Origin of the sequence: Pseudomonas sp. MF6394, assembly GCF_002018845.1 — a bacterium.
Taxonomy (GTDB): Bacteria; Pseudomonadota; Gammaproteobacteria; order Pseudomonadales; family Pseudomonadaceae; genus Aquipseudomonas; species Aquipseudomonas lactis.
Window position 1 is genome coordinate 16,346 of sequence record NZ_MVOJ01000032.1, and the last position, 20,002, is coordinate 36,347.

Sequence of the window (20,002 nt, forward strand, 5' to 3'; positions counted from 1 at the left end):
TCGATCCGAAAGACGGAGCGCACCGAATGCCGCGCATTGTAGCCTCAAGCCGTAGGACTGGCACCTAACCGATTTGCCGAGCCGAGCGGCGGATCAGCCCGATGACCGGCAACAAGCCGACCAGCACAAGGGTCAGCGCCGGCAAAGACGCCCGCGCCCATTCGCCTTCACTGGTCATTTCAAAGATCCGCACCGCCAGGGTGTCCCAGCCAAACGGGCGCATCAGCAAGGTGGCAGGCATTTCCTTGAGCACATCCACGAACACCAGAAGCGCTGCGCTCAACGCGCCCGGCAGCAATAACGGCAGATACACTTTGCAAAACAGTCGTGGGCCGCTTACCCCAAGGCTGCGTGCCGCTTCGGGCAAAGACGGACGGATGCGCGCCAGGCTGTTTTCCAGCGGCCCGTAGGCCACCGCCAGGAACCGCACCAGGTACGCCAGCACCAGTGCCGACAGGCTGCCCAGCAGCAAAGGCTTGCCCGCCCCGCCCAGCCAGCCGGAGACCGGCACCACCAGCTCGCGGTCCAGGTAACTGAACGCCAGCATGATCGACACCGCCAGCACCGAGCCCGGCAAGGCATAGCCGACATTGGCCAGGCTGATACCGGAGCGAATCGCGCGGGTCGGCGCCAGACGATTTGCAAAGGCCAGTATCAGCGCCACGCTGACCGTGATCAGCGCTGCGATCCCGCCCAGGTAGAGGGTATGCACGATCAGCCCGGTGTAACGCTCATCCAGGTCGAAGCGGCCACGCTGCCAGAACCACGCCACCAGTTGCAGCATCGGAATCACGAATGCACAGGCGAAAACCAGACCGCACCAAGCGCTGGCCGCCAGTGCCTTGAATCCGCGCAAGTGGTACAACGCCTTGCCCCGTGGGCGCTCATTGCTCGGTCGGCTGGCCCCGCGCGCGCGTCGCTCGCCATACAGCACCAGCATCACTACCAGCAGCAGCAGGCTGGCCAGTTGCGCGGCGCTGGACAGGCTGAAAAAGCCGTACCAGGTTTTATAGATAGCGGTGGTGAAGGTGTCGAAATTGAACACCGAGACCGCGCCAAAATCCGCCAGCGTCTCCATCAACGCCAGGGCCACACCGGCACCAATCGCTGGCCGCGCCATTGGTAACGCCACGCGCCAGAACGCTTGCCATGGCGATTGCCCTAGTACCCGCGCCGCTTCCATCAAGCCTTTGCCCTGGGCCAGGAACGCGCTACGCGCCAGCAGGTAGACATAGGGATAGAACACCAGCACCAGCACGATGACCACGCCGCTGGTGGAGCGCACCCGCGGCAAACGCAGCCCGGTGCCGAACCACTCGCGCAGCAGGGTTTGCACCGGCCCGGCAAAATCCAGCAGGCCCACGAACACGAAGGCCAGCACATAGGCAGGGATTGCAAAGGGCAACATCAATGCCCAATCGAGCCAGCGCCGCCCGGGGAATTCGCACAGGCTGGTCAGCCAGGCCAGGCTGACGCCCAGCAGCGTCACGCCCAGGCCGACACCGAGCACCAGGGTCAAGGTGTTGCCCAGCAAGCGGGGCATCTGAGTGTCCCAGAGGTGCGCCCAGATCTGTGGGTCGATGCTTTGCCAGGACAGCAGCAGCACGCTCAGCGGCAACAGCACCAGGGCGGCGACGCTGAAAACCGGCAGGTACCAGCGACGTTGGGCGGGGTGGGCCAAGGAAAAGCTCTCAGAAAAATAAAGATGTTGAAGCGGCCACTAACCAATGTGGGAGCTGGCTTGCCTGCGATACAAGCACCTCGGTGTATCAGTGATACCGAAGTGATGCAATCGCGGGCAAGCCAGCTCCCACAGTTAAGCGGCGCAGCTTCAGTTCCAGCCAGCGCGATCCATCAGGCGAATCGCCTCGGCCTGGCGCTTGCCTGCCACTTCCACTGGCAAGGTATCGGCCACGAACTTGCCCCAGGTCGCCACTTCCGCCGATGGCGGTACCGCCGGGTTGGCCGGGAATTCCTGGTTGACGTCGGCGAAGATCTGCTGTGCCTCAGGCGTGGTCATCCACTCCACCAGCGCCTTGGCGGCTTCCGGGTGCGGTGCGTGCTGGGTCAGGCCGATGCCGGAGAGGTTCACGTGCACACCGCGATCGCCCTGGTTCGGCCAGAACAATTTCACGGCCAGGTCTGGCTTCTGCTTGTGCAGGCGACCGTAGTAATAGGTATTGACGATACCCACGTCGCATTGCCCGGCGTTGATGGCCTCTAGCACGGCGATGTCATCGGAGAACACGTCGGTGGAGAGGTTATTCACCCAACCCTTGATGATTTCTTCGGTCTTGGCCGCGCCATGGGTTTCGATCAACGTGGCGGTCAGCGACTGGTTGTAGACTTTTTTCGCCGTGCGCAGGCACAGACGGCCTTCCCACTGCTTGTCGGCCAGGGCTTCGTAGGTGGTCAGGTCGCCCGGCTTTACCCGGTCGGTGGAGTAGGCGATCGTCCGCGCACGCAGGCTCAAACCGGTCCAGGCGTGGGCCGATGAGCGATATTGCAGAGGAATGTTCTTGTCGATGACAGGCGAGGTGAAGGGTTGCAGGATGCCCATCTGTTCGGCCTGCCAGAGGTTGCCGGCGTCAACGGTGAGCAGCAGGTCGGCGGTGGCGTTCTCGCCCTCGGCCTTGATGCGCTGCATCAACGGGGCTTCCTTGTCGGTAATGAACTTGACCTGTACGCCGGTCTTTTTGGTGTAGGCGTCGAACACGGGCTTGATCAGTTCGTCGATACGCGAGGAGTAGACCACGACTTCGTCGGCCGCCTGCACGGTGGTGCTGCCGATCAGGGTGAGTGCCAGGGCAGTCAGGAGGCGCTTGGGTGCCAACATGGGTGCGGTCTCTCATTTGCAAATGGAGGGCAAATGATAAGGACTCACATTTGGTAACGCTTGGTGGAGGCGTTACCAGATGTTGCAGGTGCTTTTATTCACCTTTGTGGGAGCAGGCTTGCTCGCGAAAACGGAGTGTCAGTTATAGAAATATCAACTGACCCACTGCATTCGCGAGCAAGCCCGCTCCCACACAAGCCCGAACGGACGCATTTCAGTTCAGGGTTTGGCGAGTTCGGGAAGATCGCCAGTCAAACCCAGTGCCTGGCGCACAAACACGGCTTTGGCTTCGGGCATCTGGTCGACGATTTTCAAACCCGCGTTGCGCAGCCAGCGCAGCGGCAGTTGATCGGCCTGGAACAAGCGTTCGAAGCCTTCCATCGCCGCCATCAGCGCCAGGTTGTGGGGCATACGACGTCGCTCGTAACGGCTCAGCACTTTCACATCGGCCAGGCGCTCGCCACGCTCGGTCGCTGCCAACAGCACTTCGGCCAGCACGGCCGCATCGAGGAAGCCCAGGTTGACGCCCTGCCCCGCCAACGGGTGGATGACGTGGGCGGCGTCGCCGATCAACGCCAAGCCTTCGGCCACATAGCGTTTGGCATGGCGCTGGCGCAACGGTACGCACACACGCGGGTCGGCACTGACCACAGTGCCCAAGCGTCCCTCGAAGGCACGTTCCAGTTCCCGACAGAAGCGTTCATCATCCAGCGCCATCAAGCGCTCAGCCTCCGCGGGCGTGGTCGACCAAACAATCGAGCACCAGTCTTCCTGCCCATCGCGCACCAGCGGCAGGAACGCCAACGGGCCGGTGTCGGTGAAACGTTGCCACGCGGTGCGCTGGTGCGGCTGACTGCTGCGCACGCTGGTGACGATGGCGTTGTGCAGGTAATCCCATTCGCGGGTAGGTGTACCGGTCAGGCGGCGTACGGCGGAGTTGGCACCGTCGGCGGCCACCACCAGCGGCGCGCGCAGCTTGCGGCCGTCGGCCAGGGTCAACAACCAGTCATCGCCGGATCGGCGCATCTGTTCCAGGCGCGCATTGGCCAGCAGGCCGAGGTCGCAGTCATGCAGGCGATCGAGCAAGGCATCCTGCACCACGCGGTTCTCGACGATATGCCCAAGCACCTCCGCATGCACACTGGCCGCCGAGAAGTGGATCTGCCCAGTGCCGCTGCCGTCCCATACCTGCATTTCGCCATAGGGGCTGGCACGCCGCTCTACGATGCCGTCCCACACGCCCAGGCGCTCAAGAATGCGCTGGCTGGCCGCCGACAGCGCGCTCACCCGCGGTTCAAACGCCGCAGCCGGTTCAAACGGCTTGACGCTCAACGGGCTGCCGTCGAGCAGCAGCACCTGCAGGCCACTGCCCTGCAACGCCAGCGCCAGGGCGCTTCCGACCATTCCGGCCCCGACAATCAGCACATCTGCGCGCATGTCCATATTCAAGCCTGTCTCGCTGGCGGCTTGCGCCGCACATAAAGGGTTTTGTCGACCCGCGCCACCAGGGTGCCGGAGCCGTCATGAATCTCGACCTTGAGGTGGGGCAGATATTTCTCGCCACCTGCGGTCTGGCGCCGGATTTCATCGAGCAAAGTGTCGTCGATGGAGAATTCGGCATACACCGGGCCTTTGCCCGGCGAGATGAAGTCGATACTCGCAGCCTTGTCCCACACGATGTAGTCGCGGCCCAGGTTTTCCATCAACAGCAACATGTAGAACGGATCGACCATCGAATACAGGCTGCCGCCAAATTGCGTACCGACGTAATTGCGGTTGTACCAACCCAGGCCCATGCGCACCTTGGCATGCCGGAAGTCGGCACTCAGTGCCTGCACCCGCACCCCGGCGCCGAGGTACGGCGGGTACAGGGTGAGGAACCAGCGCAACAGGCGCGCCTTGCCCACGCGTTGGGTTAGCCACTTACGCATCGGAACGCGTACCCAGGCCCATGGCCTGACGGGCGAACCAGCGTTTGGCCGGGGGCAACAGGTCGAGGCCGAGCAAGCCCATATTGCGGCCCAGCGCCACCAACGGCTGAGCACTGCCGAACAGGCGCGTGACCTGGTCGGAGAAGCCTACGGTGAGTTGCTGGTCCAGGCGCTGACGCTCGCGATAGCCTTGCAACGTCGCCAAGTCACCCGGCACCGCCGGCCCGGCCAACAGCGCTTCGGCCAAGGCACTGGCATCGCGCAGGGACAGGTTGAACCCCTGCCCGGCAATCGGGTGCAGGCTGTGGGCGGCATTGCCGAGAACGGCCAGGTGCGAGCGCACTTGTTCTTCGGCTTCCACCAGGGTCAACGGGTACAGGTGGCGGGCGCCCACTTGCTTGAGGGTGCCCAGGCGATACCCGAACACACCCTGCAACTCGCTCAGGAAGCTACGTTCGTCAAGGTTGGCCAGGCGCTGGGCGTCCATGCCGATGCGGGTCCAGACCAGCGCGCAACGGTTGTCCGGCAGCGGCAGCAAGGCCATGGGGCCTTCATCGGTAAAGCGCTCGAACGCCTCGCCATTGTGGGCTTCGCTCGGGGTGATGTTGGCGATCAGCGCGCTCTGGTTGTAGGGCCGGGTTTTCACGCCAATGCCCAGTTGCTCACGCAAGCCGGAGCGGCCGCCATCAGCCAATACGGCAAGGTCGCATTCCAGCACGGTTTCATCGTTGAGGGTCAGGCGATAGCCATCGGGCAGCGGCTCCATGCGCGTGACTTCCGCCGGGCAGCGCCAGCTCACCACGTCCTTGTCCAAGCCTTGCCACAGGCATTGGCCGAGCCAGGCGTTTTCCACCACATAACCCAGGGCCGGCACACCCTCCTCCATCGCGGACAAGCGCGCGGTGGAGAAACGCCCACGGTCCGAAACGTGGATCTGCTTGATCGGCTCGGCGCGCCGGGAAATGGCTTGCCACAGGCCCAGCCGCTGGTAAATCTGGCGTGCGCCAAACGACAGCGCAGAAGAGCGCGCATCGTAGCTCGGCTGGTAGCTGTCGCCCGGTGCAAAGGGTTCGATCAGCACGATCTTCCAACCCCGCGCCTTGGCCCCGGCTTGCAATGCCAGGGCCAGGCTGGCGCCCACCAGGCCACCGCCGATAATCGCCAGGTTGACCCGGCTCATCGGGCAGCCGCCATCAACGCCTCGATCTCGGCAACGGTCTTGGGCACACCGCCGGTCAGGATTTCACAGCCTTGCTTGGTCACTACCACGTCGTCCTCGATGCGCACGCCAATGCCGCGCCATTTCTTTGCCACGTTCTGGTTGTCCGGGGAAATATAGATGCCCGGCTCCACGGTCAAGGCCATGCCCACTTCCAGCACGCGCCATTCACCGCCCACTTTGTACTCGCCCACATCATGCACATCCATGCCCAGCCAGTGGCCGGCACGGTGCATGTAAAAGGCGCGGTAGGCTTCGCTGGCGATCAGTTCGTCAACGTCACCTTGCAACAACCCCAACTTCACCAGGCCGGCGGTGATGACCTGCACGGTCGCCTCGTGGGCCTGGTTCCAATGTTTGTTCGGCGCGATCTGCTTGAAGGCGGCTTCCTGGGAGGCCAGCACAATCTCGTAGATCGCCTTTTGCTCGGGCGAAAACTTGCCATTGACCGGCCAGGTACGGGTGATGTCGCTGGCGTAGCAATCGATCTCGCACCCGGCGTCGATCAGCACCAGATCGCCGTCCTTGAGCACCGCGTCATTCTGCTGGTAATGCAGGATGCAGCTGTTGCGCCCGGCGGCGACGATGGAGCCATAGGCGGGCATTTTCGCGCCGCCCTTGCGGAACTCGTAATCCAGTTCGGCTTCCAGGCTGAACTCATGCAAACCGGCACGACTGGCCTGCATCGCCCGCACATGAGCCACACAGGAAATTCGCGCCGCCTCGCGCATCACCCTCACTTCTGCCGCCGATTTATACAGGCGCATATCGTGAAGCAAATGATCCAGGGCAACGAATTCGTTCGGCGGCTGGGCGCCCAGGTGCGCTTTGGAACGGATCACGTTGATCCACTCCATCACATGCCGGTCGAACTCGGCATTGCTGCCCATGGCCGAGTACACGCGGTCGCGACCTTCGATCAGGCCGGGCAGGATGTCGTCAATATCGGTAATGGGGAATGCGTCGTCAGCGCCAAAGTCGCGGATCGCGCCCTCGGTGCCGGCACGCAGGCCGTCCCACAATTCGCGCTCGGCATTGCGCTCGCGGCAGAACAGCACGTACTCGCCGTGCTGGCGACCGGGCATCAGCACGATCACCGCTTCGGGCTCGGGGAAACCGCTCAGGTACTGGAAATCGCTGTCCTGGCGGTAGACATGCTCGACATCGCGGTTGCGGATGGCCACGGCGGCGGCCGGCAGGATCGCGATGCTGTTGGGTTCCATCTGCGCCATGAGCGCCTTGCGACGCCGGGTGTATTCCGCTTTGGGGATATGGATCATGGGCAGATGGGTGTCCTTTCTCAGTGCAGCGACGGCTTGGGTGCGACGGGCTCAGCGGACTTGCGGGTCTCGGTGAACAGCAGCAGCGGCGCGACACGCAGGTATTCCATGACTTCCATGTAGTCGCCTTCGCCGTCTTCGGATTCTTCCAGGGCATCTTGCACCTGGGAGATGGCCGCCAGGTCCTGCAGCACTTCCTTGGCGTCGGTGCTCAGCTCCAGGCCGCCGGCATTCACGCCGAAACCATGGAGGAAACCCTGGCACCATTGGCCCAGCGCGGCAGCGCGATCAGCCAGCGGGGCGTCGTCGGTGGGCAGTAGCAGGACCACGGTGACGTCATCACCGGTCAGCTCGCCCTTGACCATTTCTTGCAGGCCGATCAATGCGTTGCGCACATTGTCGGTGGGTTCGGTTTCCAGCAGCTCGGCCACATCGGCCAACCAGGTGTCGGCATCAAAGCCGACACCGGTGCAACTGCGGCCCAACAGCACGCCGTGCAGTTCAGCAGGCGAGCATGGATGGCCGCTGGCGCTCAGCAGTTTGGAAAAAGCATCGTACGGGGAGTTCTGAATGGGCATGGTGAGCTAGGCGCCAGACGGCGCAATGTCTAGAATGGAGCGCTGTATCCTAGCACCGGCAGACGCACCAAGACTATCGAGGGCGTCAGATCGTTTATCCTGCAGTTGCCATTCATCAGACAAATCCAGTGGAACCCAATGGAAGACACCGACCTGCAAGCGCTGATGGCCAGACTCGAACTGCTAATTGATCGGGTCGAGCAACTTAAGAGTCAAAACGGACTCCTATTAGCTCAGGAAAAGACCTGGCGCGAGGAACGCGCTCACCTCATTGAAAAAAACGAAATCGCCCGGCGTAAGGTCGAATCGATGATTTCGCGCCTGAAGGCCCTGGAGCAAGACTCATGAGTTCAAGCAATAGCGTTACCGTGCAGATCCTCGACAAAGAATATTCGATCATCTGCCCTCAGGAAGAACGCAGCAACCTGGTGAGCGCTGCCCGCTACCTGGATGGCAAGATGCGCGAAATCCGCAGCAGCGGCAAAGTGATCGGCGCCGACCGCATCGCCGTGATGGCCGCGCTGAATATCACCCACGACCTGCTGCATAAGCAGGAGCGCCCTGACGTACAGGCCAGCGGCTCGACGCGCGAGCAGGTGCGTGACCTGCTCGATCGCGTGGATCTGGTGCTTTCCACCGATTCAGACACACCCAAGGGCTGATTGCCGAGCAGGTTTAAGGTATACTCGCCCCACTCCCTGGCGTGTTTGCCAGTCGGCGATGTCCCTGAGCCGATTCGCACTACCCTGGAAGTTGCACGTTGGGCTGGTGTGCATGTCCGCTAGACGGAAAGCCTTAAAGCCTACTGCTTCTTCCACCTTGAACTTTCGGGTTCAAGGGCTAAGTCGACAGCGGCTCTGTCGGGGAGCCTGAATTCCCAAACTCAATGCCAGTCCCCGGACTGGCATTGTTTTATGAGCCGAAATCATGACCGAACCTGCGCCGCTATCTCGTCCGCACCTTCGACGCATGTTGCGCAAGGCCCGCCGCGCCCTCACGCCAAGCGAGCAGCGCCAGGCCGCTCACGGCCTGTACCGGCAACTGGCACAGCACCCGCTGTTTCGCCGGGCCAAACATATCTCTTTATATCTGCCTACAGACGGTGAAATCGATCCGCGCCTGCTGCTGCGTGCAGCCCAGCGCCGCGGCAAAGCCACTTACCTGCCGGTGCTCAGCGCCTGGCCGCGCACCAAGATGGTGTTCCAGCGCGTACGCCCTGGGGATAAGTTGCTGCCCAACCGCTTTCGCATCCTTGAACCACGGGTCAATGCCCATCGCCAACGCCAAGTCTGGGCGCTGGACCTGGTGTTGTTGCCGTTGGTGGGGTTCGATGATGTGGGTGGGCGCCTGGGCATGGGCGGCGGGTTTTACGACCGCAGCCTGGCCTATCTTTCTCGGCGCCAGAGCTGGCGCAAGCCAACGCTGCTAGGGCTGGCCCATGAATGCCAGAAAGTCGGACGCCTGGCGCAGGCCAGCTGGGATGTGCCGTTGGCGGGGACGGTCACCGATAAGCAGTGGTATGTCGCACAAACGCCGCTGGAAACAGCGGCGCCTTAGTGAATGCTTGAGTTAACGCTTGAACGGTTGTGGCTGCTGCTGAGCCAGTTCAACCGGTGCATCGGTCTTGTTCGACCACAGGCTTTGGGCATAACCGGTGGTCACGACGCCCAGACCAAACAAAATAACCAAAATCCATAGTAAATCCGGCTTACGTTGCATCGATTGCCCCCCTTTCAGGCACCTCGTACACGATGACAACAACGTTCCAAAGTAGTCCGTTGCAGCTGCGTCAAGCTTAAAAGCGCGCATTCTGCGGTAACGTGAACCAACACGCAAACCTTGACGCCAACCGACTGTCGGTTTGTCATGCAATTGCCCGACAACTTGCCCAATGCCTTTTTCAGGAGCCCAAAAATGGCCTACTGGCTGATGAAATCCGAGCCCGACGAACTCTCCATCAACGGCCTGGAAAAGCTCGGCGAAGCGCGCTGGGACGGCGTACGCAACTATCAGGCCCGCAACTTTTTGCGCGCTATGGCCGTGGGCGATGAATTTTTCTTCTACCACTCCAGCTGCCCGGAGCCAGGGATTGCCGGCATCGGCAAAATCATTCAGGCCGCCTACCCGGACCCCACTGCGCTGGAACCAGAAAGCCACTATTTCGACGCCAAGGCCACGCCGGAGAAAAACCCGTGGAGTGCGATCGATGTCGCCCATGTGCAGACCTTCCCCAAGGTGCTGGGCCTGGGCTATCTAAAGCAACAAACCGCACTGGCTGAAATGCCGCTGGTGCAGAAGGGCAGCCGGCTTTCTGTCATGGCGGTCACACCGGAGCAGTGGGCAGCGGTCCTTCATCTGCTTTAACTGGCCCCGGCTTCTTGTAGGAGCGAGCTTGCTCGCTCCTACTGGATGATCAGGTTGTTGAACAGCAGGTCTTCCACCACCGGCTTGCCGGTTTCATCGTTCATCACCTGCTGCGTTTGCTTCAACGCCTCTTGGCGCAGCTTTTCCTTGCCTTCCACACTGCTCATGGTCTCGTTGGTCTGCTGGGTAAACAGCGCCACCAGTTGGTTACGAATCAACGGATCGTTAGCCTTGACCAACTTCGCCGCTTCATCACCGGTCACGCGCAGCGCAATGTCGGCCTTGTAGACCTTGAGCTTGGCGGTGCCATCCAGGCCGTAATTGCCCACGAACGGCGGGCTCAGGCTGATATAGCTGACCTTCGGCGCCTCGCCCTCTTTGGCCTCTTCGGCCTGGGCTGCCATCGGCAAGGTCAGGGCCAGCATCAACAGGATCCACGCTTTCACAGTTCATTCCTCGAATTCGGTTGCCGGGTAGCATAACGCTAGCAAGGCTGAGCACAAGCTTATGGGGGCTTATCAGGCGTGGGCATGCTCGTTGACCCACGGGCGTACCCTCCTACACTTATCGGCCACGACGCCAAAAGGAATAGTCCGATGAAAGCTGTGCTGTGCAAAGCCTTCGGCCCCGCCGAAACCCTGGTGCTGGAAGAGATCGCCAGCCCGGCGATCAAGAAGAACGAAATCCTGTTGGACGTGCATGCGGCCGGGGTGAATTTCCCGGACACGCTGATCATCGAAGGCAAATACCAGTTCAAGCCGCCCTTTCCGTTCTCACCCGGTGGCGAAGCGGCAGGCGTGGTCAGCGAGGTGGGTGAGAAAGTCAGCCACCTGAAAGCCGGTGACCGCGTGATGGCCCTGACCGGCTGGGGCAGCTTTGCCGAGCAGGTCGCGGTGCCCGGCTATAACGTGCTGCCGATCCCGCCGAGCATGGATTTCAACACCGCCGCCGCCTTCAGCATGACCTACGGCACCTCCATGCATGCGCTGAAACAACGCGCCAACCTGCAACCCGGCGAGACCCTGCTGGTGCTTGGCGCGTCCGGCGGCGTGGGCTTGGCTGCCGTAGAGATCGGCAAGGCCATGGGCGCCCGGGTGATTGCTGCTGCCAGCAGCGCCGATAAACTTGCAGTGGCCAAGGCCGCCGGCGCCGATGAGCTGATCAACTACAGCGAAGCCAGCCTCAAGGATGAGGTCAAGCGCCTGACCGATGGCAACGGCGCCGATGTTATCTACGACCCAGTGGGTGGTGACCTGTTTGACCAGGCCATTCGTTCGATCGCCTGGAACGGTCGGCTGTTGGTGGTAGGTTTCGCCAGCGGGCGTATTCCTGAACTGCCGGTGAACCTGGCGTTGCTCAAGGGCGCAGCGGTGGTCGGGGTGTTCTGGGGCTCGTTTGCCCAACGCCAGCCACAGGACAATGCGGCGAATTTCCAGCAATTGTTCACCTGGTATGGCGAGGGCAAGCTCAAGCCTTTGGTGTCGCAGGTGTATCCGCTGGAACAGGCGGCACAGGCGATCAATGACCTGGGACAGCGCAAGGCGGTGGGTAAAATAGTTGTCCAAACCCGATAACACACCTGAAATGCAATCCATGTGGGAGCTGGCTTGCCTGCGATAGCGGTGGGTCAGCTGCTACAAATGAACCTGAAAGACCGCCATCGCAGGCAGGCCAGCTCCCACAGTGGTTACTCAGTGGTCTTAGGACCTAATCACGCCCACAACTTATCTATTAGCGACATGTTCGTAAAAGAACATGCAATTGCTCGTGTTTCCTGTGTTTGCGGATAAGAGGCGATGCTATTTTCGGTAACGAAACTGTAACATTCGCATCCGCAGTCAAAACAAGAAATTTGGAGCTCTTGAATGTTTGCTTTCTTTCGACCTGCCGCACACCAGGCGCCCCTGCCTGAAGAAAAAATAGACAGTACCTACCGACGACTGCGCTGGCAGATCTTCGCGGGTATTTTCTTTGGTTACGCCGGCTACTACCTGCTGCGTAAAAACTTCTCCCTAGCCATGCCTTATCTGATCGACGAGGGTTACACCCGTGGCGAACTGGGCCTGGCAATGTCGGCGATTGCGATTGCCTACGGCTTGTCCAAATTCCTGATGGGCCTGGTGTCCGACCGCTCCAACCCACGCTATTTCCTGCCCTTCGGCCTGCTGGTTTCGGCGGGGGTGATGTTCATTTTCGGTTTCGCACCTTGGGCAACGTCCAGCGTGACCATGATGTTCATTTTGCTGTTCATCAACGGCTGGGCCCAAGGCATGGGCTGGCCGCCAAGTGGGCGGACCATGGTGCACTGGTGGTCGCAGAAAGAACGCGGCGGCGTGGTGTCCGTGTGGAACGTTGCGCATAACGTCGGCGGTGGCTTGATCGGCCCGCTGTTCCTGCTGGGCATGGCGTGGTTCAACGACTGGCATGCAGCGTTCTACGTGCCGGCCACCGTGGCCCTGGCAGTGGCGGCGTTTGCCTTCATCACCATGCGCGACACCCCGCAATCGGTGGGCCTGCCGCCTATCGAGAAATACAAGAACGACTACCCAGAAGGCTACGACGCCAGCCACGAAGACGAATTCAGCGCCAAGGAAATCTTCGTCAAATACGTGCTGCGAAACAAAATGCTCTGGTACATCGCCTTCGCCAACGTGTTTGTCTATCTGCTGCGTTATGGCGTACTGGACTGGGCGCCCACCTATTTGAAAGAAGCCAAGCACTTCACGGTCGATAAGTCGTCCTGGGCGTACTTCTTCTACGAGTGGGCGGGTATTCCGGGCACGCTGCTGTGCGGCTGGATGTCGGACAAGATCTTCCGTGGCAACCGCGGCCTGACCGGCATCGTGTTCATGGCCCTGGTAACAGTGGCAACCCTGGTTTACTGGCTCAACCCGCCGGGCAACCCGATGATCGACATGATTGCGCTGTTCTCCATCGGCTTCCTGATCTACGGCCCGGTGATGCTGATCGGCCTGCAGGCGCTGGAGCTGGCACCGAAGAAAGCCGCCGGCACCGCAGCAGGCTTCACCGGCTTGTTCGGTTACCTGGGCGGTTCGGTAGCGGCCAGTGCGGCCATGGGCTACACAGTTGACCACTTCGGCTGGGACGGTGGTTTCGTACTGCTGATTGGCGCCTGCGTACTGGCGATCGCGTTCCTGATCCCTACGCTGTGGCACACCAATAGTGTCAGCTCGGCGCGCTAACCGCCCGGGCAATCCTTGGCACAACGCTTGAGCCGCGCCTCCAGGTTTTTATCTGGCATGGCGTGGCTACGCAGGGCGTTCACGGTCTGCTCGACATAATCGCGAGTGGTGCCGTAACGCCCGCAAGCGCTTTGCAGTACATGGTTAAGCACGATATCGGGCAAGTTGCCGGCATAGCTGGGCAAATGCCGCTCCAACACAAACCCCAACGCCTGCACGGTACTGCCATCTTGCAATCGGCAGCTGAGCCAGTGCGGCCGGTAAGAGGGGTAAGGCATCTCGCGCTGCCACAGAGCATACAGCGAGGCCTCCAACTGGTCTTCCGGCAAACGGTAAGCAAACCCGCTGCAGGAACCCCCGCGATCCAGCCCGAACACCAAACCCGGCAACTCCGGCGTACCCCGATGCTCATGGGACCACAGGTACAAGCCCCGGTGATAACCGTGGACCCGCGCCCGTACGCGTTCGGTGGATGAACATTCAGGGCGCCAGATCAGCGAACCATAAGCAAATAGCCACACCGGCCCACCCTTATGCCGAGCCATGGTGGCCTGCATCGAGCTCATTAACTGTTCGTGGGTGAGTTGCGGCCCAAGATCGAGTCGCGGAGGGTAAGCCAATTGCAGAAGATCGGTTTCAATGACGGTCATGGCGAAATGCGGTGCGCCTCCTGTGTGTTACCAGCTGTAAGCGACTTTACCGTAATAAAACGCAGCGCTGTAACCGTACGGCGAAAAAGTACCACTGGGCATAATCAACGCCCACCACTCGTCAGGATTTGCACGGTTAATCCCGCTACTGTCAGCCCCGGTTCAGCCTGGGCGGGCGCCAAGCCGTCAAAATAGCGCGCACACAACGACCCACTTAGCCGTTCATCACATCGACTATCGAGGTCGCCCCATGAAAAAATTTCGATTGCCTGGGCTGTTGTTCCTGGCCCAAGCCACCAGCGCTCTGGCGAGCGAAACCCCACCTGCCAACGACGACAAAGGCTTCTGGTACGCCCAGACCAGCGTCTACACCCGGCACTTCGCACCCGACCCTGAGCACAACAACAAGCAGGACTTGATCGGCCTGGAACGCAACGAGGCATCGGGCCTGCTGTACGGTGGGGTGACCTTTCGTAACTCGTTCCGCCAGCGCTCGTACTACGCCTATGTGGGCAAGCGCTATGACATGGCCGACTATCCGGTGTATGCAAAATTGACCGGCGGGCTGCTCCAGGGCTATCGCGGCGAGTACCGCGACAAGATCCCGTTGAACCGATTCGGCGTGGCGCCGGTGATCATTCCATCGGTGGGCACGCATTACGGGCCAGTGGCGGCTGAGCTGGTATTGCTCGGGTTCAACGCGGCAATGGTGACGACTGGAGTGCGCTTCTGACACAGCAAGGTCCCGGCTGGAAGCTGGCTTGCCTGCGATAGCGGTGTGCCAGTCATCAAATGAGGCGCTGACCCACCGCTATCGCAGCATAGGTATCTACACAACTTCGTGGGTTTTAACAGCAGACGGTAACCACGATGCGAAGCGAGTCGCTCTTGATCTTGCTCTTGATCTGCTTTTGATCTTAGGCGCCCCGTCAAACCACGCTGGCCGGAATTCGACAGGGATTTGGGGGGTAAACCGGCAGGGATGCCGGTTTAGCCGCCACGCGCCATGGATGGCGCGTGGCGGCGGCCCCCCAAATCACTGGCGGATTACGGGCACACCGAGCCCAGGCGAGGTGCCGAGTGGTGGGGCAAGAGCCCTTTGGTTACTTTGGGGCTCTTTTCCAAAGTGACCCGCCGTCAGGCGGAACCCTAAGCGGCCGTTACCGCAGCAATGGATATGCACACAATCCAACCCTGTTGACTGCCAGGCCGCCTTCGCGAGCAAGCCCGCTCCCACAGTTGGATCGAGGGGTGTCAGGTAGATAGGCTTCGGCTAGCAGGCCGCCATCGCAGGCAAGCCAGCTCCCACATTAGGGCCTTGGGGCGTAGGCGAAGACGTCGGCGCGCATCCGGTGCGCATCCATGCCGGCGTTGACCAGTGCGTCCAGGGTGCCGTAGATCATCGCCGGCGAACCGCTGGCGTAGACGTGCACGCTATTGAGGTCCGCAATGTCTTCGCACACCGCCTCATGCAGCAAACCACAGCGCCCTTCCCAACCACACAGGTCGCTGACCACTTTGTGCAGGAACAGGTTGGGTAAATGCAGCCATTGATCCCAGTGCTCGATTTCGTAGAAATCTTCCGGCAGGCGCACGCCCCAGTACAGATGCACCGGGTGTTTGAAGCCTGAAGCGCGGCAATGCTCGATCAGGCTGTGCATCTGCGCCATGCCGGTGCCGGCGGCCATCAGTACCAGGGGACCGTCTGGCAGTTCAGCCAGGTGAGTGTCACCAAACGGCAGCTCGACGCGGGCCATCTGGTTACGCTGCAACTGCTCGATGAGACTGCGCGCACTGGCTTCCCGTGCCAGTACATGCAACTCCAACTCACGCCCGCCATGGGGCGCCGAGGCCAGGGAGAACGCCGATTTCTCGCCGCTGTCCCGCTCGATCATCAGGTATTGCCCGGCGTGGTAACGCACCGCCTTGCCTGCCGGGGCGCGCAGCCGCACACGCCACACATCGCCACCCACTTGCACACACTCGGTCAATTGGCACGACAATTTGCGCAACGGCAACTCTCCCGGCGCCAGAACGCCATCCCACAACACCACGCAGTCCTCCAGCGGCTCGGCGATACAGGTGTAGAACTCACCATGATCGCGCACCTCCCCGGCTTGCTGTACGCGGCCCTCCACCAGCAACGCCGCGCACACATGGCACACGCCATTGCGACAGGCTTGGGGGCACTCATAGCCCAGGCGGCGTGCGCCCTCGAGGATTCGCTCGCCAGGGGCCAGTTCCAGCACAGCACCGGAAGGTTGCAGGATTACACGCATCAATCTATTCCCAATTCTTTCCAGATCGCATCGACCCGCGCCGTGACGGCTTCATCCTTGACGATCACCCGGCCCCACTCACGCGTGGTTTCGCCCGGCCATTTATGCGTGGCATCCAGGCCCATCTTTGAGCCCAGGCCCGATACCGGCGACGCGAAGTCGAGGTAGTCGATGGGCGTGTTGTCGATCATCACCGTGTCGCGCTTGGGGTCCATGCGCGTGGTGATAGCCCAGATCACGTCGTTCCAGTCCCGGGCATTGATGTCGTCGTCGGTGACAATAACGAACTTGGTGTACATGAACTGTCGCAAAAACGACCACACACCGAGCATTACCCGCTTGGCATGCCCCGGATACGACTTCTTCATGGTCACGATGGCCATGCGGTACGAACAGCCCTCGGGCGGCAGGTAGAAGTCGGTGATCTCCGGGAATTGCTTTTGCAGGATCGGCACGAACACTTCGTTGAGCGCCACGCCGAGGATGGCCGGCTCATCGGGCGGACGGCCCGTGTAGGTACTGTGATAGATCGGCTTGACCCGATGGGTGATGCGCTCGACGGTGAACACCGGGAAGCTGTCGACTTCGTTGTAGTACCCGGTGTGGTCGCCATACGGGCCTTCATCGGCCATTTCACCTGGGTGAATCACGCCTTCAAGAATGATCTCGGCGGTGGCCGGCACTTGCAGGTCATTACCGCGGCACTTCACCAGCTCCGTGCGATTACCGCGCAACAAGCCGGCGAAGGCGTACTCGGAGAGGCTGTCAGGTACGGGTGTCACTGCGCCGAGGATGGTCGCAGGGTCAGCACCCAGGGCTACGGAAACCGGGAACGGCTTGCCGGGATGCTTCTCGCACCACTCGCGGAAGTCGAGGGCGCCGCCGCGGTGGCTCAGCCAGCGCATGATCACTTTGTTACGACCAATGACTTGCTGACGGTAGATACCGAGGTTCTGGCGGTCCTTGTTCGGGCCCTTGGTGACGGTCAGGCCCCAGGTGATCAGCGGGCCGACGTCGCCGGGCCAGCAGGTTTGCACCGGGAGCATGGCCAGGTCGACATCATCGCCTTCAATGACCACTTCCTGGCACACCGCGTCCTTGACCACCTTGGGGGCCATGGCGATGATTTTGCGGAAGATCGGCAGCTTGGACCAAGCGTCCTTCAAGCCCTTGGGCGGCTCGGGCTCCTTGAGAAAGGCCAGCAGCTTGCCGATCTCGCGCAGTTCGCTGACGGACTCGGCGCCCATGCCAAAGGCCACGCGCTCGGGAGTGCCGAACAGGTTGCCCAGCACCGGGATATCAAAGCCGGTCGGGTTTTCGAACAACAGCGCCGGGCCCTTGTTGCGCAAGGTACGGTCGCAAATCTCAGTCATTTCCAGCACCGGAGAAATCGGCATCTGGATACGTTTCAACTCTCCGCGCTGCTCAAGTTGCTGCACGAAATCCCGAAGATCCTTGAATTTCATTAACCATGCCACCCGTAAAATAGGCGTACATCCTACCTGCTCTGAGGGCGGCTGGCAGCTTAATTGGCCGTCAAACCGCGTGATTGCAAAGAACTGAACAACGGCTCCAGGAAGGCTTCGATGTGTCGCGCGCCGACGTCTGAAAGGTGATTATCGTCGGTATACAGCGCGCGGCCATTGAGTTCGACCCGGCACAACCCATCGGCGCCGCACAGCAATGGCGCGGGGTCCAGCACCGCGACACCCCTGTCAGCAGCCGCCAACTCATCAAACAATTGCGTGATAAAGGCCTGGCGTTTCACATGCTCAGCCAATGCGAGCCCTTCACCGTCCACGGGGCGGTTCATCATGGCCAGACGGCTGAGACGGTAAGGCACGATGATTTCCTGCAGCGGCACTTCCTTGACCAGCCAGACCTTGTGCCCGGCAGCGCGCAAGCCCTGGATGCGCTCGCGCAAGCCCTGGGCAAAGCGTTGTTCGGCGACGGCACGCACATACTGGCCGGTGCCCGGGTCTTTGAGCGCATGCTCCTTGTCACCGGACATTTGCCCATACACATACAGGCTCCAGCGGGCGGCCAACACCACATCGCTGAATGTCTGCTCGGCCATGGCCTTCTCGACGCGACGGTTGAAATGCGCGCAGCGGGCAATATTTTCCAGGCCATCGAGGGGAATACAGCCGGCAAAACTGGCTTCGACCAGGCTGATATCGTGGCGATCAGCGCCCTCTTTGAGTGCCGGTATCAGCGCGGTGGCGTGGCTGTCGCCCCACACCAGCGCTGAAACCGATTGGCCTTTGGGGCCGAAATGGCAGAACAAGCGTTCATCGGGCGTATCTTTGTCGGCCATGCACGCCAGCAGGTCCGGGCTCCACTTCTTGGCCTGGGCAAAGCGCAACGCCTGTTCGGACAAGCGCGAAGGCACGCCGTCAGCTTCGCGTATCGCAAGGCCAGTGAAGCCCAGCCCCAGAATGCCGACCATGGCTGACGCCAGAATCGCCTTACGCGAAGCCAGCAAACGTTTTTCCCGGAACGGCGTTTCCACGAAGCGCCAGGACAGGTAACCCAGCACCAGCGAAAGCAGCATCAGCCCCGCCAACTCCAGCGCGCTCAAGCCATCCACTGCGGCATAGTTGGCGTACACGAACACCGGCCAGTGCCAGAGGTACCAGGAATAAGAAATCAGCCCGATACCCACCATGATCCGTGTGCCCAACAGGCGAGCGACCCAGGTCGGTTGCTGGCCGTTGGCCCAGATCAACCCGACCACCCCCAGCACGGGCAACAACGCGGTCGCGCCTGGGAACGGCGTTTTCGCGTCGTAACCCAGTACAGCGATGAGGATCAATGCCAGCGAAGCCAGGCTGACGCCTTGGGCCAAGGCCGGCGAGGCGCGCCATTCACGCTTGGGCTGCACCGCCAGCATTGCACCGGCCAGTAGTTCCCAGGCCCGCAGGTGCAATAAGAAGAAAGCTTTCTGCGGCTCATGCTGAACCGCCCAGACGCTCATGCCAAACGACACCAGCAGCACCGCGAACAATGCCAGGCGCCAGTGCTTCAAACGGCTGGAAAGCAAAGCCAGCAGCAACGGGAAGAAAATATAGAACTGCTCTTCTACCGCCAATGACCAGGTATGCAGCAACGGCTTGATGTCCGATGAGGCATCAAAGTATCCGTGCTGACGCGAGAACAACAGGTTCGAGGTAAAAGTCACCTGATAGTGCGCAGACCGCCCCAACTCTTCATAGTCCTTGGGCGCCAACAGAAACCAACCCACTGCCAGTGTCGCCGCAATCATCACAAACAGTGCCGGCAAGATACGCCGGGCGCGGCGAGCCCAGAAGTCGATGAAGCTGAAGCGTCCAGCTTGACGCTCACGCCAGATAATTGACGTGATTAGAAAGCCGGAAATGACGAAAAACACATCAACGCCAACAAAACCGCCAGTAATGCCTGGAACGCCAAAGTGAAACAACACGACTGCGAGGACAGCGATGGCACGCAGGCCGTCGATGTCTCTGCGGTAAGCAAGAGTGGTCATATGAATGTGGTCAGTCTGTGACGAAAGGAATGAGCGTAGTCACGCGTCAATTTTTGTTACTTAACTGATACTTATGCCATAAAAACCACACAAACTCGACGCAAAAAAAATGGCGCCCCCTGGGGGGCGCCATTTTTTTGGACCAGAAACGCAG

General features: G+C 60.9%; 20 protein-coding genes and 1 other RNA gene. 8 read left to right on the forward strand and 13 right to left on the reverse strand.

The features are described from left to right. Positions 1-64: 64 nt before the first annotated feature. The 7 genes from MF6394_RS25830 to MF6394_RS25860 all read right to left on the reverse strand — a co-directional run bounded on the left by MF6394_RS25830 (position 65) and on the right by MF6394_RS25860 (position 7,844). Positions 65-1,681 carry an ABC transporter permease gene (locus MF6394_RS25830; protein WP_078467836.1) on the reverse strand — a complete coding sequence of 539 codons (1,617 nt, stop codon included), beginning with the start codon at positions 1,679-1,681 and terminating at the stop codon, positions 65-67. A 150-nt stretch (positions 1,682-1,831) separates the two neighbouring features. Continuing rightward, positions 1,832-2,836 (reverse strand): extracellular solute-binding protein, encoded by a 1,005-nt coding sequence (locus MF6394_RS25835; protein WP_047712039.1) that lies wholly within the window; start codon positions 2,834-2,836, stop codon positions 1,832-1,834. Positions 2,837-3,055: 219 nt separating this feature from the next. Next, a complete protein-coding gene (locus MF6394_RS25840; RefSeq protein ID WP_171905491.1) occupies positions 3,056-4,273 on the reverse strand; it encodes a 2-octaprenyl-3-methyl-6-methoxy-1,4-benzoquinol hydroxylase in 1,218 nt (405 codons plus the stop codon). Positions 4,274-4,281: 8 nt separating this feature from the next. After that, positions 4,282-4,767, reverse strand: coding sequence for a DUF4442 domain-containing protein (locus MF6394_RS25845; RefSeq protein ID WP_060763919.1), 486 nt, complete (start codon positions 4,765-4,767; stop codon positions 4,282-4,284). After that, positions 4,760-5,947, reverse strand: coding sequence for a 2-octaprenyl-6-methoxyphenyl hydroxylase (gene ubiH, locus MF6394_RS25850; protein WP_069558540.1), 1,188 nt, complete (start codon positions 5,945-5,947; stop codon positions 4,760-4,762). The genes MF6394_RS25845 and ubiH overlap by 8 nt, the downstream gene beginning before the upstream one ends. Beyond that, positions 5,944-7,266 (reverse strand): Xaa-Pro aminopeptidase, encoded by a 1,323-nt coding sequence (pepP, locus tag MF6394_RS25855; RefSeq protein WP_044269731.1) that lies wholly within the window; start codon positions 7,264-7,266, stop codon positions 5,944-5,946. Before pepP ends, ubiH begins: the two co-directional genes overlap by 4 nt. Positions 7,267-7,286: 20 nt before the next feature. After that, the gene (locus MF6394_RS25860) at positions 7,287-7,844 is read right to left on the reverse strand and encodes a YecA/YgfB family protein (protein WP_044269733.1); all 558 of its coding nucleotides are present in this window, start codon (positions 7,842-7,844) and stop codon (positions 7,287-7,289) included. Positions 7,845-7,982: 138 nt separating this feature from the next. Here MF6394_RS25860 and MF6394_RS25865 point away from each other — a divergent pair, with 138 nt between their 5' ends. From MF6394_RS25865 to MF6394_RS25880, 4 genes are all read left to right on the forward strand, one after another. Continuing rightward, positions 7,983-8,192, forward strand: coding sequence for a TIGR02449 family protein (locus MF6394_RS25865; protein WP_003177365.1), 210 nt, complete (start codon positions 7,983-7,985; stop codon positions 8,190-8,192). Continuing rightward, positions 8,189-8,506, forward strand: a complete 318-nt coding sequence (locus MF6394_RS25870) for a cell division protein ZapA (protein WP_014720410.1) — start codon at positions 8,189-8,191, stop codon at positions 8,504-8,506. Before MF6394_RS25865 ends, MF6394_RS25870 begins: the two co-directional genes overlap by 4 nt. 30 nt (positions 8,507-8,536) lie before the next feature. Next, positions 8,537-8,715: non-coding RNA, 6S RNA (ssrS, locus tag MF6394_RS25875), on the forward strand. A gap of 56 nt (positions 8,716-8,771) precedes the next feature. Continuing rightward, positions 8,772-9,401 (forward strand): 5-formyltetrahydrofolate cyclo-ligase, encoded by a 630-nt coding sequence (locus tag MF6394_RS25880; protein ID WP_069558541.1) that lies wholly within the window; start codon positions 8,772-8,774, stop codon positions 9,399-9,401. A 12-nt stretch (positions 9,402-9,413) separates the two neighbouring features. On the opposite strand, the gene MF6394_RS34360 is transcribed toward MF6394_RS25880, so the two are convergent. Continuing rightward, positions 9,414-9,563 (reverse strand): hypothetical protein, encoded by a 150-nt coding sequence (locus tag MF6394_RS34360; RefSeq protein ID WP_010207387.1) that lies wholly within the window; start codon positions 9,561-9,563, stop codon positions 9,414-9,416. A 195-nt stretch (positions 9,564-9,758) separates the two neighbouring features. Between MF6394_RS34360 and MF6394_RS25885 the strand changes: the two genes are divergently transcribed. Continuing rightward, complete coding sequence (locus MF6394_RS25885; protein ID WP_044269738.1) at positions 9,759-10,208, forward strand: EVE domain-containing protein; 450 nt, start codon at positions 9,759-9,761, stop codon at positions 10,206-10,208. A gap of 38 nt (positions 10,209-10,246) precedes the next feature. On the opposite strand, the gene MF6394_RS25890 is transcribed toward MF6394_RS25885, so the two are convergent. Beyond that, positions 10,247-10,654: a flagellar basal body-associated protein FliL gene (locus MF6394_RS25890; protein ID WP_014720413.1), complete on the reverse strand. Its 408-nt coding sequence runs from the start codon at positions 10,652-10,654 to the stop codon at positions 10,247-10,249. Positions 10,655-10,804: 150 nt separating this feature from the next. Here MF6394_RS25890 and MF6394_RS25895 point away from each other — a divergent pair, with 150 nt between their 5' ends. Both MF6394_RS25895 and glpT read left to right on the forward strand, forming a co-directional pair. Continuing rightward, positions 10,805-11,782: an NADPH:quinone oxidoreductase family protein gene (locus tag MF6394_RS25895; RefSeq protein ID WP_044269739.1), complete on the forward strand. Its 978-nt coding sequence runs from the start codon at positions 10,805-10,807 to the stop codon at positions 11,780-11,782. A gap of 291 nt (positions 11,783-12,073) precedes the next feature. Then, positions 12,074-13,411, forward strand: a complete 1,338-nt coding sequence (gene glpT / locus MF6394_RS25900; protein WP_032878817.1) for a glycerol-3-phosphate transporter — start codon at positions 12,074-12,076, stop codon at positions 13,409-13,411. Here glpT and MF6394_RS25905 read toward each other — a convergent pair. Then, a complete protein-coding gene (locus MF6394_RS25905; protein WP_032894602.1) occupies positions 13,408-14,061 on the reverse strand; it encodes a gamma-glutamylcyclotransferase in 654 nt (217 codons plus the stop codon). The two genes, glpT and MF6394_RS25905, sit on opposite strands and share 4 nt — an antisense overlap. Before the next feature lie 250 nt (positions 14,062-14,311). On the opposite strand from MF6394_RS25905, the gene MF6394_RS25910 reads away from it, so the two are divergent. Continuing rightward, positions 14,312-14,794: a sn-glycerol-3-phosphate transporter gene (locus tag MF6394_RS25910; protein ID WP_078467837.1), complete on the forward strand. Its 483-nt coding sequence runs from the start codon at positions 14,312-14,314 to the stop codon at positions 14,792-14,794. 577 nt (positions 14,795-15,371) lie between these two features. Here the strand turns inward: MF6394_RS25910 and MF6394_RS25920 are convergent. The 3 genes from MF6394_RS25920 to MF6394_RS25930 are packed head-to-tail and all read right to left on the reverse strand — an operon-like array spanning position 15,372 to position 19,848. Further along, entirely contained in the window at positions 15,372-16,340 is a 969-nt protein-coding gene (locus MF6394_RS25920; RefSeq protein WP_078467838.1) for a CDP-6-deoxy-delta-3,4-glucoseen reductase, read from the reverse strand. Then, positions 16,340-17,806 carry a 4-hydroxy-3-polyprenylbenzoate decarboxylase gene (gene ubiD / locus MF6394_RS25925; RefSeq protein ID WP_003195329.1) on the reverse strand — a complete coding sequence of 489 codons (1,467 nt, stop codon included), beginning with the start codon at positions 17,804-17,806 and terminating at the stop codon, positions 16,340-16,342. The genes MF6394_RS25920 and ubiD overlap by 1 nt, the downstream gene beginning before the upstream one ends. A 59-nt stretch (positions 17,807-17,865) precedes the next feature. Continuing rightward, entirely contained in the window at positions 17,866-19,848 is a 1,983-nt protein-coding gene (locus MF6394_RS25930) for an acyltransferase family protein (RefSeq protein ID WP_078467839.1), read from the reverse strand. Positions 19,849-20,002: the final 154 nt, after the last annotated feature.

What these genes read in the sequence shown, in the direction of transcription:
- MF6394_RS34360 (WP_010207387.1), bottom strand. Translation starts at nt 9,563, where the DNA reads ATGCAACGTAAGCCGGATTTACTATGGATTTTGGTTATTTTGTTTGGT.
- glpT (WP_032878817.1), top strand. Translation starts at nt 12,074, where the DNA reads ATGTTTGCTTTCTTTCGACCTGCCGCACACCAGGCGCCCCTGCCTGAA.
- MF6394_RS25880 (WP_069558541.1), top strand. Translation starts at nt 8,772, where the DNA reads ATGACCGAACCTGCGCCGCTATCTCGTCCGCACCTTCGACGCATGTTG.
- MF6394_RS25895 (WP_044269739.1), top strand. Translation starts at nt 10,805, where the DNA reads ATGAAAGCTGTGCTGTGCAAAGCCTTCGGCCCCGCCGAAACCCTGGTG.
- ubiH (WP_069558540.1), bottom strand. Translation starts at nt 5,947, where the DNA reads ATGAGCCGGGTCAACCTGGCGATTATCGGCGGTGGCCTGGTGGGCGCC.
- MF6394_RS25920 (WP_078467838.1), bottom strand. Translation starts at nt 16,340, where the DNA reads ATGCGTGTAATCCTGCAACCTTCCGGTGCTGTGCTGGAACTGGCCCCT.
- MF6394_RS25930 (WP_078467839.1), bottom strand. Translation starts at nt 19,848, where the DNA reads ATGACCACTCTTGCTTACCGCAGAGACATCGACGGCCTGCGTGCCATC.
- MF6394_RS25835 (WP_047712039.1), bottom strand. Translation starts at nt 2,836, where the DNA reads ATGTTGGCACCCAAGCGCCTCCTGACTGCCCTGGCACTCACCCTGATC.
- MF6394_RS25860 (WP_044269733.1), bottom strand. Translation starts at nt 7,844, where the DNA reads ATGCCCATTCAGAACTCCCCGTACGATGCTTTTTCCAAACTGCTGAGC.
- pepP (WP_044269731.1), bottom strand. Translation starts at nt 7,266, where the DNA reads ATGATCCATATCCCCAAAGCGGAATACACCCGGCGTCGCAAGGCGCTC.
- MF6394_RS25885 (WP_044269738.1), top strand. Translation starts at nt 9,759, where the DNA reads ATGGCCTACTGGCTGATGAAATCCGAGCCCGACGAACTCTCCATCAAC.
- MF6394_RS25910 (WP_078467837.1), top strand. Translation starts at nt 14,312, where the DNA reads ATGAAAAAATTTCGATTGCCTGGGCTGTTGTTCCTGGCCCAAGCCACC.
- MF6394_RS25845 (WP_060763919.1), bottom strand. Translation starts at nt 4,767, where the DNA reads ATGCGTAAGTGGCTAACCCAACGCGTGGGCAAGGCGCGCCTGTTGCGC.
- MF6394_RS25865 (WP_003177365.1), top strand. Translation starts at nt 7,983, where the DNA reads ATGGAAGACACCGACCTGCAAGCGCTGATGGCCAGACTCGAACTGCTA.
- MF6394_RS25870 (WP_014720410.1), top strand. Translation starts at nt 8,189, where the DNA reads ATGAGTTCAAGCAATAGCGTTACCGTGCAGATCCTCGACAAAGAATAT.
- ubiD (WP_003195329.1), bottom strand. Translation starts at nt 17,806, where the DNA reads ATGAAATTCAAGGATCTTCGGGATTTCGTGCAGCAACTTGAGCAGCGC.
- MF6394_RS25905 (WP_032894602.1), bottom strand. Translation starts at nt 14,061, where the DNA reads ATGACCGTCATTGAAACCGATCTTCTGCAATTGGCTTACCCTCCGCGA.
- MF6394_RS25840 (WP_171905491.1), bottom strand. Translation starts at nt 4,273, where the DNA reads ATGCGCGCAGATGTGCTGATTGTCGGGGCCGGAATGGTCGGAAGCGCC.